The following is a 15,330-nucleotide window of genomic DNA, read 5'->3' as shown; positions in this document are numbered from 1 at the left end:
CCTTGAGGTCGGGCCAGGCCGGGCCATGCGGCCATGGCCAAGGCGCTCCTGCGGTCAATGCGGGGCAGGTCATCTCGACCCTGCGCCACCGCGACCACGCGACGGCGGACGACGCCTATTTCATGGCGGCGCTGGCGCGGGTCTGGGCCTGCGGCGGCCATATCGACTGGGACCAGATCTGGGGCGGTGCGCGGCGTCGTCGGCTGTCGCTGCCGGGTTACCAGTTCCAGCGCAAGCGCTATTTCATCGAACGCTCGACCACGGCAGTGGCCGAGGCCGAGGCGGAACTGGCCCGGATCGAGGATCCGGCCGCCTGGGGATGGCGCCCGGCCTGGAAGCTCGCCTCGCCCGCCATCGAGATCGGGCCCAAGGGTCCCATCGCATCCCAGCGGCGCAACTGGCTGGTCTTTGCCGACGATCTGGGCATCGGCGACCGGCTGGCGGAACTGCTGCGCGCGCTGGACCAGGGCGTGGCCGTGGTCTCGATCGCCGACACCTTCGCCGACAAGGGCGAGGGGCGCTTTACCCTGCCCGTCGAATCCGACCGCGAGGGCTATGAGATGCTGCTGGCCGCGCTTGCGGCGCAGGATCGCGTGCCAGACCGCATCCTGCATCTGTGGTCGCTGACCCGCGGGGCCAGCTTCCGCGCCGGGTCCAGCCTGCTCAACAGCCAGTTGGAACGCGGCTATTTCAGCCTGCTGCATCTGGCGCAGGCGCTGGGAACCGAACTGCCGGACGCCCGGCTCGACCTGATCGCGGTCTGCAACGACGCGCTGCAGGTCGCGGGCGAAGCCGCCAGCGCGCCCGAAAAGGCCTGCGCCGCCGGTCCGATCCGCGTGTTGCCCCACGAAATGCCCCAGGTTTCGGCGCGGCTGGTCGACATCCGCCTGCCCGACCGCAAGGGGCAGGACGCCGCCGCGTCCATGCTGCTCGAGGAGGCGCTGGCGCCTTCGGGCGGGGCGCTGGCCGCCTGGCGCGACGGGCGCCGCTTTGAACAGTCGCTGGAACGCGTCGCCCTGGCCGAGGACGGCATGGCGGGCATCCCGGACGGTGCCGTCTGCCTGATCACCGGGGGCTTTGGCGGCATCGGACAGGCCATCGCGCGCGAGCTTGCGCCGCGCGGGGTGAAGCTGGCGCTGACCACGCGCGGGCGGACGGACGCCGCGCCCGTGACTGCCGCGGTCCGGCACCTGGAATCGCTGGGCGCCCAGGTCCTGGCGATCCGGGCCGATGTGACCAGCGCCGAGGACATGGCCCGCGCCGCGGCCGAGGTGCGCGCGCGCTTCGGCAGCCTTGACGTGGTGCTGCATGCGGCGGGCGTGATCCGCGACAGCCTGATCGCCGCCAAGACCGACGACGAAAGCTGGGACGTGCTGGCGCCGAAGCTGCTGGGCACCCGCGCCCTGGCCGATGCGCTGGCGGACGATCCGGCCAAGCTGACGGTGCTGTTCGCCTCGACCAGTTCGGTGATCGCGCCGGCGGGGCAGGCCGATTACGTGGCGGCGAACGAATACCTGAACGCGGTCGCGCGTTCTGCGCCGGCGGCGCTGGGTCGGGTGGTCGCGGTCAACTGGGGGGTCTGGGCCGATGCCGGCATGGCCGCGCGGGCGCTGGGTCTGGACCAGCCGCCGCCCGCCGGCGCCGTCGTCGACCGGCCCCTGCTGGATCAGGTCATGCCCATGCCGGTCGGGCGCGAATTCCGCACCGGTTCGATGGAGCACTGGATCATCGGCGGCCACAAGACCGCGCAGGGCCAGGCGCTGATGCCCGGCACCGGCTGGATCGAGCTGGTGGCCGAGGCGGCGCTGGAATCGGGCCTGTCGCTGCCGTTCGTCATCCGCGACCTGGAGTTCCAGCGCCCCGTGCTGGTCGATGACACCGCCCTTGTCACCACCCGGGTCGAGCCTGCGGGCGACAGCCTGCGGGTGACGATCCTGGACGACCCGCAGGGCGCGCCCAATGTCACCGCCCTGCTGGCCCCCCTGCAAGAGGCCGCGCCCGCGCCCCTGGAAACCACCGGCCCGTGGGACAAGGACGGACAGGGTGCGGCGCTGCCTTCGGCGCAAGAGGGGCAGATGGACTTCGGCCCGCGCTGGAAGGTGCTGCGCCGTTTCCGCCTGTCCGCGGGCGAGGGCCTGGCCCAACTGGCGCTGGACCCCGAGTTCCGTTCCGATCTGGACCAGGGCTGGCTGGCGCATCCGGCGCTGATGGACATCGCCACCGGCTGGGCCATGGCGCTGATCCGCGGCTGGGGCCCGGGGCACCTGTGGGTGCCGATGGGCTATCGCTCGATCCGGCTTTACCGGCCGCTTCCGGCCGAGGTGGTCAGCCGCATTCGCAATGCCGGCGAGAACACCGATGCCCTGGGCATGGCGCAGTTCGACATCACCCTGGCCGCGCCCGACGGCACCGTCTGCGCCGAAATCCGCGGCTTTGCCCTGCGCAAGCTGACGGCGGCGATCAGCGCCCAGCCGCGCCGGGCGCAGGCGGGCCGCAGCATGTCGCCGGCCGAACGGCGGCTGCACCACAACATCAGCCAGGGCATCCCTGCGGCGGTCGGTCCCGCGATGCTGTCGCGCGCCATCTCGACCGGGCTGTCGCAGGTCTATGTCTCGTCGCTGGACCTGAACGCGCTGATGGCCGAGGCGGCGGTGGTCACCGATGCCGCCCCGGCCGAGGGCGGGTTCGAGCGGCCCGACCTGGACAGCGATTTCGTCGAACCCACGCCCGGCACCCAGGCGGAGCTTGCCGCCATCTGGTCCGAGCTTCTGGGCATCGCCCAGGTCGGCGCGGCGGACAGCTTCTTCGACCTGGGCGGCCATTCGCTGATCGCGGTGCGCATGTTCGGGCAGTTGCGCAAGAAATTCGACGTGGACCTGCCGATCTCGACCCTGTTCGAGGCGCCGACCATCGCCGAGCTCGCCGCCCTGGTCGAGGAACGGACCGGCCCCCGGCTGCCCGTCGCGGACAATGTCCGCGCCCTTCCGGCGGCCGAGGGTCGTGCGCGGCGCCGCTTCCTGGTCGACATGGGCGGGCGGGGCGACGGCACCCCCTTCTTCATGGTGGCCGGCATGTTCGGCAACGTGATGAACCTGCGTCAGCTGGCGCAGCGCTTGGGGGCGGACCGCAAGTTCTACGGGCTTCAGGCCCGGGGGCTTCTGGGCGATGACAAGCCTCACGAAAGCTTTGCCGATGCCGCGCGCGACTATATCGCCGAACTGCGCGAGGTGCAGCCGCAGGGCCCCTATCTGCTGGGCGGCTTTTCGGGCGGCGGGCTGACGGCCTATGAAATGGCGCGGCAGCTGCGCGCCTCGGGCGAGGAGGTGGCGATGCGGTCATGCTTGACACGCCGCTGCCCCTTCGCGAAGCTGAGCCGCAAGGCCGACTGCTGATCCGCCTGGCCGAGACGCGCGAGGGCGGTTTCGGCTATATCCGCCAATGGGTCGGCGACCGCATCCGCTATGAAGTCAGCCGCCGGGCCAAGTCCCAGGCGCTGGAGGCCGGCGCCCAGGCGGCCGAAGGGGCCTTCCACGATCTGGCGATCGAGGCGGCCTTCCTGTCCTGGTTGCCCGGCATGACGCTGACGGAGTGGGACGGGCCGGTGGCCATGTTCCGCCCGCCGCTGGATCCCCGCTTCCGGGTTTCGGGCGGGCGGCATGTGACCTCGGCGCGGGAATACCTGCTCGAGGATAACGGCTGGGGGCCCTGGATGCCGAAGCTGCGGGTGATCGAGGTGCCGGGCGACCATGATTCGATGGTGCTCGAGCCGAACGTCCGCCGCATGGCCAGCGTCCTGCGCGAACTGCTGCGCGATGCCGACGGCGAGGCCTCGGCCCGCGCGCAGGCGGCGGAGTAGGGCCATGGCGGGAACGCAAACCCCTGCGGTGCAGGTCGTCGTGCTGAACTGGCGCACGCCCGAGTTGTCGCTGAATGCGGCCGATGCCGCCTTGCGCGGACTGGCGGAGATGGACGGCGGCGTGACCATCGTCGACAACGATTCGGGCGACGGCTCGTTCGAACGGATCCGGGCCGAGGCAGCGGCGCGCGGCTGGCCTGCCGACCGCGTGGCGGTCGTGCAATCGGGCTGGAACGGCGGCTTCGGCGCCGGCAACAACCACGGCATCCGCCAGGGCCTGCCCGACGGGCGGCGGCCGGATCTGGTCTATCGCTGAACTCGGACGCCATTCCGCAGCCGGGCGCGATCCGGACGCTGGTCGACTACCTCGGCCGGCACCCGGAGGCGGGGATCGCCTGCTCGCGCCTGCGCGGCACCGATGGCGAACCGCACCTGACCGCCTTTCGCTTTCCCTCGGCCGCCGGCGACTTCGAGGCGGCCAGCCGCAGCGGCCCGGTGACGCGACTGTTCCGCGACCGCGTGGTGGCCATGCCGCAGCCCGTGACATCGGGTCGCGTGGACTGGTCGGCCGGTGCGTCCATGATGATCCGCATGGACGTGCTGGACCGGATCGGGTTGTTCGATGAAGGTTTCTTTCTTTATTTCGAGGAAACGGACCTGTGCCGGCGCGCCGCCGATGCCGGATGGCAGACGCATTACGTCGTCGAAAGCGAGGTCGAGCATATCGGCTCGGCCAGCACGGGGATGAAGACATGGCAACGGGTGCCGGATTACTGGTACGACTCCCGCCGCCGCTATTTCGAAAAGCACCACGGCCGTGCGGGCGCCCTTTGGGCCACCGCGGCGAACCTGGCGGGCGAGGGGGTCTGGCGCCTGCGCTGCCTGGTCCAGCGCCGCGACACCGGGGTCCAGCAGGGCCAACTGGGCCAGCTGACGCGCCACGCCTTGCGTCGCCAGCCAAGGCCGGTTCATGTTGAAAAGGGTAAGCCATGACGCAATTTTCCGCGATTCTGGTCGGTAACGAGCTGCTTCTGCGCCACGCGGCCGAGACCTTGCTGGCCCGCGGGCACAGCATCGCCGCCGTGGTGACGCGCAACCCCGAATTGCAGGCCTGGGCAGCGGCGCGGGCCTTGCGGTCGAGGACCAGGACGCGCCGATGCCGGCGGATGCGCCCGCGGCCGACTGGCTGTTCAGCGTCGCGAACCTGTCGATCCTCAAGCCCGAGATGCTGGCGCGCGGGCGCAAGGGGGCGATCAACTTCCATGACGGCCCCCTGCCGCGCCTGGCGGGGCTGAACGCGCCGGTCTGGGCGATCATCGGGCAGGAACCGCAGCACGGCGTCACCTGGCACATGATCGAGGGTGGCGTCGACGAAGGCGACATCCTGGCGCAGGTCCTGTTCGACATGCGCCCGGACGACACCGCGCTGACGCTGAACGCGCGCTGCTTTGCCCGCGCCGCCGAAAGCTTCCCCGAGGTCGTGGCCCAGCTTGAGGGCGAAGGCCCGCGCCGGGTGCCGCAAGACCTGTCGCAGCGCAGCTACGTTGGTCGCGACAAGCGTCCCGAGGCCGGCGGGGTCATCGACTTTTCCCAGCCCGCCGGGCGCATCTGCGCGCTGGTCCGGGGCCTGGACCACGGTGGCTACTGGAACCCGCTGACCGAGGCCAAGGTCAGGCTGGCGGACGGGCGGCTGCTGGGGGTGACGGCCTCGGCCGGGACCGAACCCGCGACCGCCGCGCCCGGCACCGTCCTGGCCCATCATGGCGAGATCGCGACCATCGCCACGGGCGACGGTGCGGTCCGGCTGATCTTTCGCGGTGATCTGCCCGCCCTGGGGACGGTGATCCCGCCGCTGTCGCCCGAGGATCGCGCCCATCTGACGGCATGGCCGAGGCGGCCGCCCGCCACGACGGCTGGTGGCGCAGGCGCCTGGCCCGGATGAGCCCGGCCGTCATCCAGGGCGAGCCCTCGGGCCGGATGGAGCGGATTGCCTTGATGCCCGGAGCCTCGGACCAGCGGGTGGCGCTGGCCGCGGCGCTGCTGGGGCGGCTGGCCGCGCAGCCGCAGTTCGATCTGGCGCTGCTGCCCGCCCGGACGCCGCGCGACCCGCTGGTGGCCGGCTGGCAGCCGCTGGCGGTCGAGGCGCGTTCGGCCATGACTTTGGCCGATCTCGCCGCGCAGCTTGCCGACCGGCAGGCCGAGGCCGGAAAACGGGGATACTTCCTGGCCGACCTGATCCAGCGCGCGCCCGAATTGCGCGATGCGGCGACGCCCGACCTGGCGATCAACCTGCGCGACCTGGAACCCGTTGCGGGCGCGGCCCTGACCGTGGCCCTGACCGAGGGTGGCGCGGCCCTGCTGCACGACCCGGACCGCGTCAGCCCGGCCCAGGCGGGTCGCATCGCCCGCGCCCTGGACGCCGGCCTGGCTCTGCCCGGCGACACGGCGTTGCGTGACATCTCGCTGCTGGACGCGGCCGAGCTGCGGGACCTGCTGGTGACGCGCAACGACACCCTGGTGGACGTGCGCCTGGCCTGCATCCACGAACTGATCGCCGAACGGGCCTCGGCCGATCCTGATGCGCCCGGCCTGATTTTCGAGGACCGGGTGCTGACCCGTGGTCAGCTGGACCGGGCGGCGAACGCGCTTGCTGCGCGGCTGGTGCAGATGGGCGTCGGCCCCGACCAGCCGGTCGGGCTGTTCGCGAAGCGCTCGCCCGAACTGGTGATCGGCGCGCTGGCGATCTGGAAGGCGGGTGGCGCCTATGTGCCGCTTGACCCCGACTATCCCGCCGACCGGATCGAGCTTTACATCCAGGACAGCGGCGCCCGGGTCGTTCTGGTCCAGGACGGGCTTGCCGACCGGCTGCCGACGCATGGTGCACAGGTTGTGACCATTCCGACCGACCTGCCGCATGGGCTGGTCGCCGCGCCCGCCACGGGCGTTCAGCCGCAGAACCTGGCCTATCTGATCTACACCTCTGGCTCGACCGGCCGGCCCAAGGGGGTGATGGTCGAACACCGCAACGTCGCGAACTTCTTCGCCGGCATGGACGCGGTCATTCCCCATGCCGAGGGGGACGGCTGGCTGGCCGTCACCAGCCTGTCCTTCGACATCTCGGTGCTGGAAATCTTCTGGTCGCTGGCGCGCGGCTTGCGGCTTGTGATCGCGGGCGAGGAATCGCGGCTGGCGGTGTCCAGCGCCCCCGCCCAGCCGCGCCGCGAAGTGCAGGGCGGCATGGCGTTCAGCCTGTTCTATTGGGGCAACGACGACGGGCCCGGGCCCAAGAAATACCAGCTTCTGCTGGATGGCGCGCGCTTTGCCGACCAGAACGGCTTCGTCGCGGTCTATACGCCCGAGCGCCATTTCCACGCCTTTGGCGGACCCTATCCGAACCCCGCAGTGTCCGGTGCGGCCGTTGCGGCGGTGACAAAGAACATTTCCGTGCGTGCCGGCAGCTGCGTGCTGCCGCTGCATCATCCCGCGCGGGTGGCCGAGGAATGGGCGGTGATCGACAACCTGACCGGCGGCCGGGCGGGACTGGCCATCGCCTCGGGCTGGCAGCCGGACGACTTTGTCCTGCGCCCCGAAAACGCGCCGCCGACCAACAAGGCGGCGATGATCCAGGGCATCGACCAGCTGCGCCGGCTGTGGCGCGGCGAGGCGGTCGAATTCCCGCGCAAGGATGGCACCCCCTTTGGCGTCGTGACCCAGCCGCGCCCGGTGCAAAGGGACCTGCCGCTGTGGATGACCGTCGCCGGCAACCCCGACACCTGGGTCGAGGCCGGGCGTCTGGGCATGAACGTTCTGACCCACCTGCTGGGCCAAAGCATCGACGTGGTGGCGCAGCGGATCAAGGACTATCACGCGGCGCTGCGCTCGGTCGGGCATGACCCGGCGAACTTCACCGTCACGCTGATGCTGCACACCTGCCTGGCCGAGGATCGCGAGACGGCGCGCGAGATCGCCCGCGAGCCGATGAAGAACTACCTGCGCAGCGCGGCCGCCCTGGTCAAGCAATATGCCTGGGACTTTCCGGCCTTCCGCAAGCCCGAAGGGATGACCAACCCCATGGCTATCGACCTCGGCTCGCTCAGCGAGGACGAACTGGACGGCATTCTGGAATTCGCCTTCCTGCGCTATTTCGAGGATTCGGGCCTGTTCGGCTCGCTGGACGACGCCATCGCCCGGGTCGAGCATCTGAAGACCATCGGCGTGGGCGAGGTGGCCTGCCTGATCGACTATGGCATCGCGCCCGAGCAGGTCGTCGCGGGCTTTCCGCTGCTCGCACGGCTGCGGGCCGAGGTGAACCCGGCGGAGGCCGAGCTTGACCCGCGCGATTTCTCGATCGCCGCGCAGATCCGCCGGTGGAAGGTGACGCACCTGCAATGCACCCCCAGCATGGCGCGCATCCTGGTGTCGGACCCGGTCGTGGCCGATGCCATGGCGGGGCTGAAATGCATGATGGTCGGGGGCGAGGCGTTGCCCCCCGCGCTTCTGGCCGATCTTCGCAAGGCGACGGGCGCGCGCATCCTGAACATGTATGGCCCGACCGAGACGACGATCTGGTCCACCGTGGCCGACGTGACCGAAGCGGCCGAGGTGACGCTGGGCCGGCCCATTGCCAACACCCAACTGTATGTGCTGGACCCCGAGGGCGTGCCGGTGGCTCCGGGCGCCCAGGGCGAACTGTGGATCGGCGGGCAGGGGGTGACGCGCGGCTATTGGCAGCGCCCGGACCTGACCGAGGCGGCCTTCCGCCCCGATCCCTTCGTTCCGGCGGATCGCAGTGCGCCCTGGGGCGCGCGGATCTATCGCACGGGCGATCTGGTGCGCTGGCGCGACGACAGCGGGCTGGACTACATCGGCCGGGCCGATCACCAGATCAAGCTGCGCGGCTTCCGCATCGAACTGGGCGAGATCGAGGCCGCCCTGGCCGACCAACCCGGCGTGCGCGAGGCCGTCGCCCTGGTCCGAGAGGATACGCCCGGCGACAAGCGCCTGGTGGCCTATGTGACGGGCGATGCGTCGCTGGCGGAAAAGGCACTGCGCGAGGCGCTGGTGGCGCATCTGCCCGCCCATATGGTGCCGGGCCGGATCATCCGGCTGGACCGGATGCCGCTCACCCCGAACCGCAAGATCGACCGCAAGCAGCTGCCGGTGCCGGGCGCCGCTGCTGCCGCCCCCGCCGCGACCGCGGCCGCACCGGCGGCCGAGGCCGCGGCCACGTCCTCGGCCGCCGCTTCGACCGAGGAACTGGCTTCGGCGGTCCATGCGCTTTGGTCCGAGGTGCTGGGCGTGCCCCAGATCGGCGCACGGGACAACTTCTTTGCGCTTGGCGGCCATTCGCTGCTGGCGATCCAGTTGCACCGGACCATGCGCGACCGTCTGGCCCTGCCCCGCCTGGGGGTGACGGACATCTTCCGCTTTCCGGTGATGGGCGATTTCATCCGCCATGTCGCCACGCTGGCCCCGGCCAACAGCGCCTCGCCGGTGCCGGCGTCGGCCCCGGTGGGCGCGCCAGCGGCTCCTGCCGCGGCGCCAGCACCCGCCGCCGCCGCAGAGACGCCGTCCGGGCAGGGCGGCGACGATGCCATGGCCCGGCGCCGGGCTTGCGGGCGCAGTTGCGCGGGGGCCGGTGAACCCCGAACAGGCGCTGCGCGATCTGGCGCTGCGCCTGATGCCGCCGGGTTTCGGTTGCGCTGTCCTGTCCTTGGCGCAGGACCCCGATCCGCTGCTTCCGGCCGAGGAGGTGGCGATGGCGCGCGCGGTCCCCAAGCGCCGGCGCGAATTCGCCTTGGGCCGCATGGCCCTGCGCCGGGCTTTGGCCGAGGCGGGCCACGAGAGGCCCGCGTCCGCCCCGATCACGCAGCGTCCGGACCGACGCCCGGACCTGCCGCAGGCGCAGCGCGCCAGCCTGTCGCACAGCGGCGCGCATTGCATCGCCATCGCGGCCCCCCGGGGCGGGCCCTGGGTTGGCGTGGATATCGAACCCCTGGACCGTGCCCCGCCCGAAGGGCTGTCCGAGGTGGTCATGCCCTATCGCATGGCAGATCCAGACCCGCTGCTGGTCTTTTGCGGCAAGGAGGCGATGTTCAAGGCGCAATATCCGGCAAGCGGCCGGATGCTGGATTTCTCGGCCGTGCCAGCGGTGGTGCGCGGCGACCGCATCCGGGCCTGCCTGGGGCATCGCCTGATCGGCGGCCGCTGGGGCGTGGCCGCTGGCTATTACCTGGCGATCAGCCTGTGGCGCGGGTGAACAGCGCCGCCAGCCGCCGGGCCGATTCGCGGATGTCGTGACGGGCCGTGACCCGGGCCAAGGCCGACTGCCCCATCTCGGACAAAGCCTGCGGCGCGCAGGCAGCGGCGTCCAGCATCGCCTGGGCCAGCGCATCGGCATCCCCCGCCGGAACCAGCCAGCCATCCTGCCCGGGCCGGACCAGTTCGGGGATCCCGGCGATATAGGTGCCGATCACGGGGCGGGCGCGGGCCATGGCCTCCATCAGCACGACGGGCAGGCCCTCGGCAAAGCTGGGGGTGACCAGGGCGTGGGCCGCGTCGATGGCGTCCCGGACGCCCGTTTCATCCTGCCAGCCCAGCAGCGAGACCGCGGGCTCCATGCCCTCGGCCGCGATGACCTGCTGGATCAGCGGGCGCAGCTCTCCATCCCCGACCAGCGACAAGCGCAGGGCAGGGTTCTTCCCCCACGCTTGGGCAAAGGCCCGGATCAGCAGGCCAAAGCCCTTTTGCTCTGCAAAGCGGCCTACGGCGACCAGGTGCAGCGGCCCCTGTGGCATGGGCGCCGGGTCGCGCCAGCGGTCCAGATCCAGGCCGCAATGAACGACCCGGACCTTGTCCAGGTCCGCCGAATCGGCCCAGCGATACATCTGGGACCGGCCAAAGCTGCTGACCGTCACGCAGAACTCGGACAGGGCCAGCTTGCCCCCAAGGTCAAGGGGCTGGGGGCGGTCGAACTCCTCGGGCCCATGCACCGTGAAGCTGAAGGGCGGCCCCCCCAGCAGCCGCGAAAAGGCCGCGACCCGCGCAGAGTTCGTGCCGAAATGGGCGTGGATGTGCTGCAAGCCCAGGGCCTTGGACCGCGCCGCGATGCGGGCGCCTTCGGCCAGATAGATCAGCTGCCGCGCCAGGCCGGATTCGCCCGCCTGCGCTCGGGCGTGGGCCATGGAAACGGCACGGCGCAGTTGCCCGGCATTGGCGCCCGCCGCGCGGGCCAGGTCGCCCAGCAGGCGCGGGCCGCCCGCCTCAAGGATGCGTTCGGTGCGGTCGTGTTCCTGGCGGTCGGCCGGGTCCTTCAGGGCTTGGGCATCGCCCCGCATGGAAAACCGATGGATGTCGAAACCCAAGGCTTCCAGCGCGGCAATCTCACGCCGGATGAAGCTGTGCGAGGGACGGGGATAGGTGTTGACGAGATAGCCGATTCGCAAGGCTGTAAACCTTTATCAAACACCCGAGGCACACCGAAGCGGCGATTTAAGCTGGTTTCTGCCTAGCAAACCACGCCGTTAGGCGAAACCAGGCCTTGATAGGCCATGATACGAAAAGAGTAGAGATTCCGTAGCATTTCGGGTTTATATTGGCAAGACAACCCTGAGTAGGTCTTGGAGGCTCCGCTGAGCGGCATTCTTACCATAGCAATCGTGATCGCGATGGTCTGCGCCGCCTGGGGCATGTTCGCCCTTGAGTTGTCGCTGCTGGCGGCGCTCGGGCTGTATTCGCTTAGCGGTACGCTGGCGCTGCTGTTCCTGGCATGGCGCCGCTATCGGTGCATGGAATATCACGAAAAATAGAAAAGGGCGGCCAAGGCCGCCCGATCGTCGCTTAGTAGCCGGTGCAGCGCACCACAACGCCTACTGTTCGCGCGATGATCGACAGGTCCCCCGCGAAGCTGAGGTCTGCGGCATATTTCGCGTCGAAGGTGGCTCGGGCGGCAAACGTGCTGTCGTTGCGATCCGAGATCTGCCACAGGCCGGTGACGCCGGGCCGCAGGTGGTAGTAATCCGCGCCAGGATACAGCTGCGCCTGGTCCAGCATCATCGGGCGCGGGCCCACGATGCTCATGTCCCCGATCAGGACGTTCCACAGCTGCGGCAGTTCGTCCAGCGAGGTCTTGCGCAGGAAGCGCCCGGCCGGGGTGATGCGCGGGTCCTTCTTCAGCTTCTGGGTCGCGTCCCATTCCGCCTTTGCGGCCGGATTGGCGGCCAGGTATTCGGCCAGGCGCGCATCGGCATCGACCACCATGGTGCGCAGCTTCCACAGGCGGAAGGCGCGGCCCGAGCGGCCCACCCGCATCTGCGAGTAGAAGGGCTTGCCACCCTGGAACGCCACGATCAGCGCCAGGATGAGGACGACCGGCAGGACGATGGGCGCTGCCAGAAGAAGCGCCGCGATATCCAGCGGACGCTTGATGAAACGGGCATAGGCAGAGCTTACGCCGACGGGTTCGGGAGTTGCGGTGGAAGTGTTTTGCAGAATGGAAACAACGGGGTCCAAATCAGCTTGCGCAACAAAACTATGGATGTGCTGCATTTCTTTAACCTGTGTAATCGGTACATCGGGCAGTATAGCCGCGACTTTTAATAAAACTAGAACGAAATGCTGTGTTGCCCAAAAGGATAGGTTGGTTTGTTTTCAATGGCTTATGTGCGTTTTTGGGCTGGAGCGCGGACCCAGGCAGCATGCCCCGCTGCAAAGCCTCGGTTGCGTTTTAAAAGTTGAAACAACCTTGAATTGAATTGGCTTGTCGCGGGCCGGCCATTCCCCCACACTCGCCAGAGTCGGGTTATCAATTTGGAGTTGTATTTTGACGAGTGTCCTGCAGTTTCTTGCCGAGGGAATCACGGCTTTCTATCTGGGCCACAGCCTTGTCAGTCCCACCCTGCCTGAGATGATGCGCGACGTGACCAAGGCCACGATCCAGTATCAGATCATCAACGGCGCGCCCCTGGAGGTGCAGTGGAAGGAAAGCGCCGTGGCACAGGGCGTTGATGGGCGGTCCTGGATCCCCGACCATCCGGTCGACGTTCTGGTGCTGACCGAACGGGTGCCGCTGGCTCCGACCATCGAATATCACGACAGCGCGGGCTATGCGGCGCGCTGGGTCAAGTTGGCGCTGGACGCCAACCCCCGCGTGCAAAGCTATCTTTACCAGACCTGGGACGACATCGACGACGCGCAGACCGGCACCACCCGGACCTGGCGCGACCGGATCCTGTCGGACCTGCCGCAATGGCAGGGGATCGTGGACAAGGTCAACGCCGGACTGCCGGCGGACGCCGCGCCCATGCAGCTGATCCCGGCCGGCTTGGGCATGGTGCGGCTGCATGACGCCATCGCCGAGGGGCGGGTGCCCGGGGCCGATTCCATCCGCGACTTCTTTCGCGACGACATCCACCCGACCGATGCCGGTTTCTACTATGTCACCATGATCCATTATGCCGTCCTGACCGGGAAAAGCCCGGTCGGCCTGCCGCGGCAACTGATGGGCGAATACGGGGCCTATCCCCCGGTTCCCAAGGATCAGGTCGAGGTCCTGCAGCAGCTGGCGCAGGAAACGGTCGCGGCCTTCGACAAGCCCGACTAGCGGCCGCGTGCCCAGTCCTGGTCGTTGCGGCCCAGCCGCACCGCCAGGGCGACGGCGGCATAGGTGGCAAAGCCCAGGGAGATCGCCGCGGCAAGGCGCAGAAGCGCGACCTTGCCGGGGCGGACATGGCCCTGGCGCGACAGCAGTTCGGGGTAAAGCCGGCCAAGCTCGGCCACGCCATTGTCCTGGCGGCGGCGGACACGGACCAAGGTGCCGAAGCCCTCGACGATGGTCCAGTAGAAGGGCTCGTCGATCAGGATGCGTTCCGATTCGTCGAATTGCAGCCGGGCGTAGGTGTCGTCCGAGATGATCTGCGGGAACGCCCCCCAGCGGGCCCGGCCCGCGGCATTGACGCCGTACTGGCCGGCCCCCGTGACCGTCCTGGCGACAAAGGGCAGGGTCTGCCAGAACCGGCCGTAGCGGCGCGACACCCAGCTTTTCGCGGGCGCCACGACCAGCCTGCCGCCGGCATAGCGCGGCTCGGGCACGTCCAGCACCTCGATCATGCGCGACAGAAGGCGGGGCGCCATCCGCAGGTCCGCGTCCAGATAGCAGCGGATGCCCGGGCCGGCGCAGGCGTCGCCGTGGTTCAGCGCGCCGATCTTGCCGCCTTGGGCCAGTTCCTCGACCCGCAGCGACCAGCCGCGTCGGGCGAAGTCGTCCGTGCGGGCGCGGGCGCGGTCGGCGGTATCGTCCTGGCAGCCGTTGGCCACGACGATGACCTCGACCGGCCCGGCGTAGTCCTGGGCCAGCAGATTGTCGAGGCAGCCGTCGATATAGGCCGATTCGTCATGGGCGGGGATGATGATGGTGCAAGGGGTCATTTGTATTCGATCAATCCGGCGCGGCGGCCTGCCAGGCGGTTCAGGTGAAATTCCAGCAATCCCCGCGCCTCGGCGAACTTGCCCAGCATGGTCAGGCCGGCCCGGCGCCAGCGGTCGCGGGGGTTGGGGTCGCGCAGCGCCATGCGGGCGATCTGCAGGGGATAAAGCGCCAGCAGCAGCCAGGCCCAGGGCGTCAGCAGCGCGCCCAGAAGGATGGCCAGGGGCAGCGCCAGGGCCCACAGGACCGCGCGCCGCGTCTCGCGCCGCCAGAACCCCTCGGGTCCGTCGCGATAACGCCACGAGACCTCGGCGAAGGCGTGCCCGGCGCGGCGCGACCGACGCCACCACTGGCCAAAGCGCGTCATCGCCGCGTCGTGGATCGTCATGGGCGCGTCCAGCCGCCGGATGGTCCAGCCGGCCCGGGCCATGCGCAGGCACATCTCGGGCTCTTCGCCGGCGATCAGCGTGGGATCGAAGCCGCCGATGTCCGTCAGCGCCGCGCGCCGGACCAGCATGTCGCCCCCGACCGCGCGGGCCGGGCCGACCGGCGTGTCCCATTCGTCGTCGCAGATGCGGTTGTAGATCGAGCGGTCGGGGAACAGCTCGCGCCGGCGCCCGGCGACGATGGCCAGGCGCGGGTCGGAGGCCAGCGCCGCCAGCGCGGTGTCGATCCAGCCCTGCTCGACCTCGCAGTCGCCGTCGACGAACTGGATGAAATCGGCCTCGGCCACCAGCGCAAGGCCCGCATTGCGCGCTCGGGCGGCGGTAAAGGGACGCGTCATGTCCAGCCGCACCACCTCGGCCCCCAGTGCCTCGGCCCGGGCGGCGCTGTCGTCGGTCGACCCGGAATCGACATAGATCACCCGCCCGACCTGCGGCAGCAACGAGCGCAGGCAGCGCATCAGCCGCTCGCCCTCGTTGCGGCCGATGGCGATGGCTGTGACCCGGTTCGCACCCGCGCAGGGGAATTGCCGAGCATTGTCGTGATCTGGACGGTTTTCGGTTGTCGCGCTCATGGCCGGGACGTTACCATGCGCGCAGCGGCAAAG

12 protein-coding genes and 1 pseudogene are annotated in these 15,330 nt (G+C 69.7%); 9 read left to right on the top strand and 4 right to left on the bottom strand.

All coding sequences use genetic code 11. The features are described from left to right. The first annotated feature begins 2 nt into the window (after nt 1–2). From DPM13_RS26680 to DPM13_RS25800, 7 genes and pseudogenes are all read left to right on the top strand, one after another. Complete coding sequence (locus DPM13_RS26680; RefSeq protein WP_397245808.1) at nt 3–3,392, top strand: SDR family oxidoreductase; 3,390 nt, start codon at nt 3–5, stop codon at nt 3,390–3,392. Continuing rightward, nucleotides 3,338–3,856: a hypothetical protein gene (locus DPM13_RS26675; protein WP_397245805.1), complete on the top strand. Its 519-nt coding sequence runs from the start codon at nt 3,338–3,340 to the stop codon at nt 3,854–3,856. Before DPM13_RS26680 ends, DPM13_RS26675 begins: the two co-directional genes overlap by 55 nt. A 4-nt stretch (nt 3,857–3,860) precedes the next feature. Then, a complete protein-coding gene (locus tag DPM13_RS22325) occupies nt 3,861–4,172 on the top strand; it encodes a glycosyltransferase family protein (RefSeq protein WP_223252378.1) in 312 nt (103 codons plus the stop codon). After that, the gene (locus DPM13_RS05725; RefSeq protein ID WP_317616436.1) at nt 4,079–4,849 is read left to right on the top strand and encodes a glycosyltransferase family 2 protein; all 771 of its coding nucleotides are present in this window, start codon (nt 4,079–4,081) and stop codon (nt 4,847–4,849) included. Before DPM13_RS22325 ends, DPM13_RS05725 begins: the two co-directional genes overlap by 94 nt. A gap of 163 nt (nt 4,850–5,012) precedes the next feature. Continuing rightward, nucleotides 5,013–5,798 carry a formyltransferase family protein gene (locus DPM13_RS22320; RefSeq protein WP_223252377.1) on the top strand — a complete coding sequence of 262 codons (786 nt, stop codon included), beginning with the start codon at nt 5,013–5,015 and terminating at the stop codon, nt 5,796–5,798. Beyond that, nucleotides 5,741–9,256, top strand: a pseudogene (locus DPM13_RS05720) (MupA/Atu3671 family FMN-dependent luciferase-like monooxygenase); the annotation flags it as partial. The gene DPM13_RS22320 and the pseudogene DPM13_RS05720, both read left to right, overlap by 58 nt. Before the next feature lie 55 nt (nt 9,257–9,311). Continuing rightward, nucleotides 9,312–10,115, top strand: coding sequence for a 4'-phosphopantetheinyl transferase family protein (locus tag DPM13_RS25800; protein ID WP_317616435.1), 804 nt, complete (start codon nt 9,312–9,314; stop codon nt 10,113–10,115). On the opposite strand, the gene DPM13_RS05710 is transcribed toward DPM13_RS25800, so the two are convergent. After that, nucleotides 10,096–11,301, bottom strand: a complete 1,206-nt coding sequence (locus DPM13_RS05710) for a glycosyltransferase family 4 protein (protein WP_112887626.1) — start codon at nt 11,299–11,301, stop codon at nt 10,096–10,098. The genes DPM13_RS25800 and DPM13_RS05710 overlap by 20 nt on opposite strands. A gap of 174 nt (nt 11,302–11,475) precedes the next feature. Here DPM13_RS05710 and DPM13_RS19640 point away from each other — a divergent pair, with 174 nt between their 5' ends. After that, nucleotides 11,476–11,664 (top strand): hypothetical protein, encoded by a 189-nt coding sequence (locus tag DPM13_RS19640; protein ID WP_080621041.1) that lies wholly within the window; start codon nt 11,476–11,478, stop codon nt 11,662–11,664. Nucleotides 11,665–11,695: 31 nt separating this feature from the next. Here DPM13_RS19640 and DPM13_RS05705 read toward each other — a convergent pair whose 3' ends face one another. Beyond that, on the bottom strand, nt 11,696–12,403 hold the full coding sequence (locus DPM13_RS05705) for a sugar transferase (RefSeq protein ID WP_028718377.1): 708 nt from the start codon (nt 12,401–12,403) through the stop codon (nt 11,696–11,698). Between the two features lie 274 nt (nt 12,404–12,677). Here DPM13_RS05705 and DPM13_RS05700 point away from each other — a divergent pair, with 274 nt between their 5' ends. Then, on the top strand, nt 12,678–13,457 hold the full coding sequence (locus DPM13_RS05700; protein ID WP_112887625.1) for a hypothetical protein: 780 nt from the start codon (nt 12,678–12,680) through the stop codon (nt 13,455–13,457). Here the strand turns inward: DPM13_RS05700 and DPM13_RS05695 are convergent. Together DPM13_RS05695 and DPM13_RS05690 are read right to left on the bottom strand one after the other, a co-directional pair. Beyond that, nucleotides 13,454–14,281, bottom strand: coding sequence for a glycosyltransferase (locus DPM13_RS05695; protein WP_112887624.1), 828 nt, complete (start codon nt 14,279–14,281; stop codon nt 13,454–13,456). The two genes, DPM13_RS05700 and DPM13_RS05695, sit on opposite strands and share 4 nt — an antisense overlap. Next, the gene (locus DPM13_RS05690) at nt 14,278–15,297 is read right to left on the bottom strand and encodes a glycosyltransferase family 2 protein (RefSeq protein WP_112887623.1); all 1,020 of its coding nucleotides are present in this window, start codon (nt 15,295–15,297) and stop codon (nt 14,278–14,280) included. The genes DPM13_RS05695 and DPM13_RS05690 overlap by 4 nt, the downstream gene beginning before the upstream one ends. Nucleotides 15,298–15,330 lie beyond the last annotated feature (33 nt).

Source organism: Paracoccus mutanolyticus, from assembly GCF_003285265.1.
GTDB lineage: Bacteria > Pseudomonadota > Alphaproteobacteria > Rhodobacterales > Rhodobacteraceae > Paracoccus > Paracoccus yeei.
This window is presented reverse-complemented; position numbering and strand designations above follow the sequence as displayed.

Bases quoted from the DNA above. Each gene is read 5' to 3' on its own strand.
- DPM13_RS26675 (WP_397245805.1), top strand. From the start codon at position 3,338: ATGCTTGACACGCCGCTGCCCCTTCGCGAAGCTGAGCCGCAAGGCCGA.
- DPM13_RS22325 (WP_223252378.1), top strand. From the start codon at position 3,861: ATGGCGGGAACGCAAACCCCTGCGGTGCAGGTCGTCGTGCTGAACTGG.
- DPM13_RS22320 (WP_223252377.1), top strand. From the start codon at position 5,013: ATGCCGGCGGATGCGCCCGCGGCCGACTGGCTGTTCAGCGTCGCGAAC.
- DPM13_RS25800 (WP_317616435.1), top strand. From the start codon at position 9,312: ATGTCGCCACGCTGGCCCCGGCCAACAGCGCCTCGCCGGTGCCGGCGT.
- DPM13_RS05705 (WP_028718377.1), bottom strand. From the start codon at position 12,403: ATGCAGCACATCCATAGTTTTGTTGCGCAAGCTGATTTGGACCCCGTT.
- DPM13_RS05695 (WP_112887624.1), bottom strand. From the start codon at position 14,281: ATGACCCCTTGCACCATCATCATCCCCGCCCATGACGAATCGGCCTAT.
- DPM13_RS05690 (WP_112887623.1), bottom strand. From the start codon at position 15,297: ATGAGCGCGACAACCGAAAACCGTCCAGATCACGACAATGCTCGGCAA.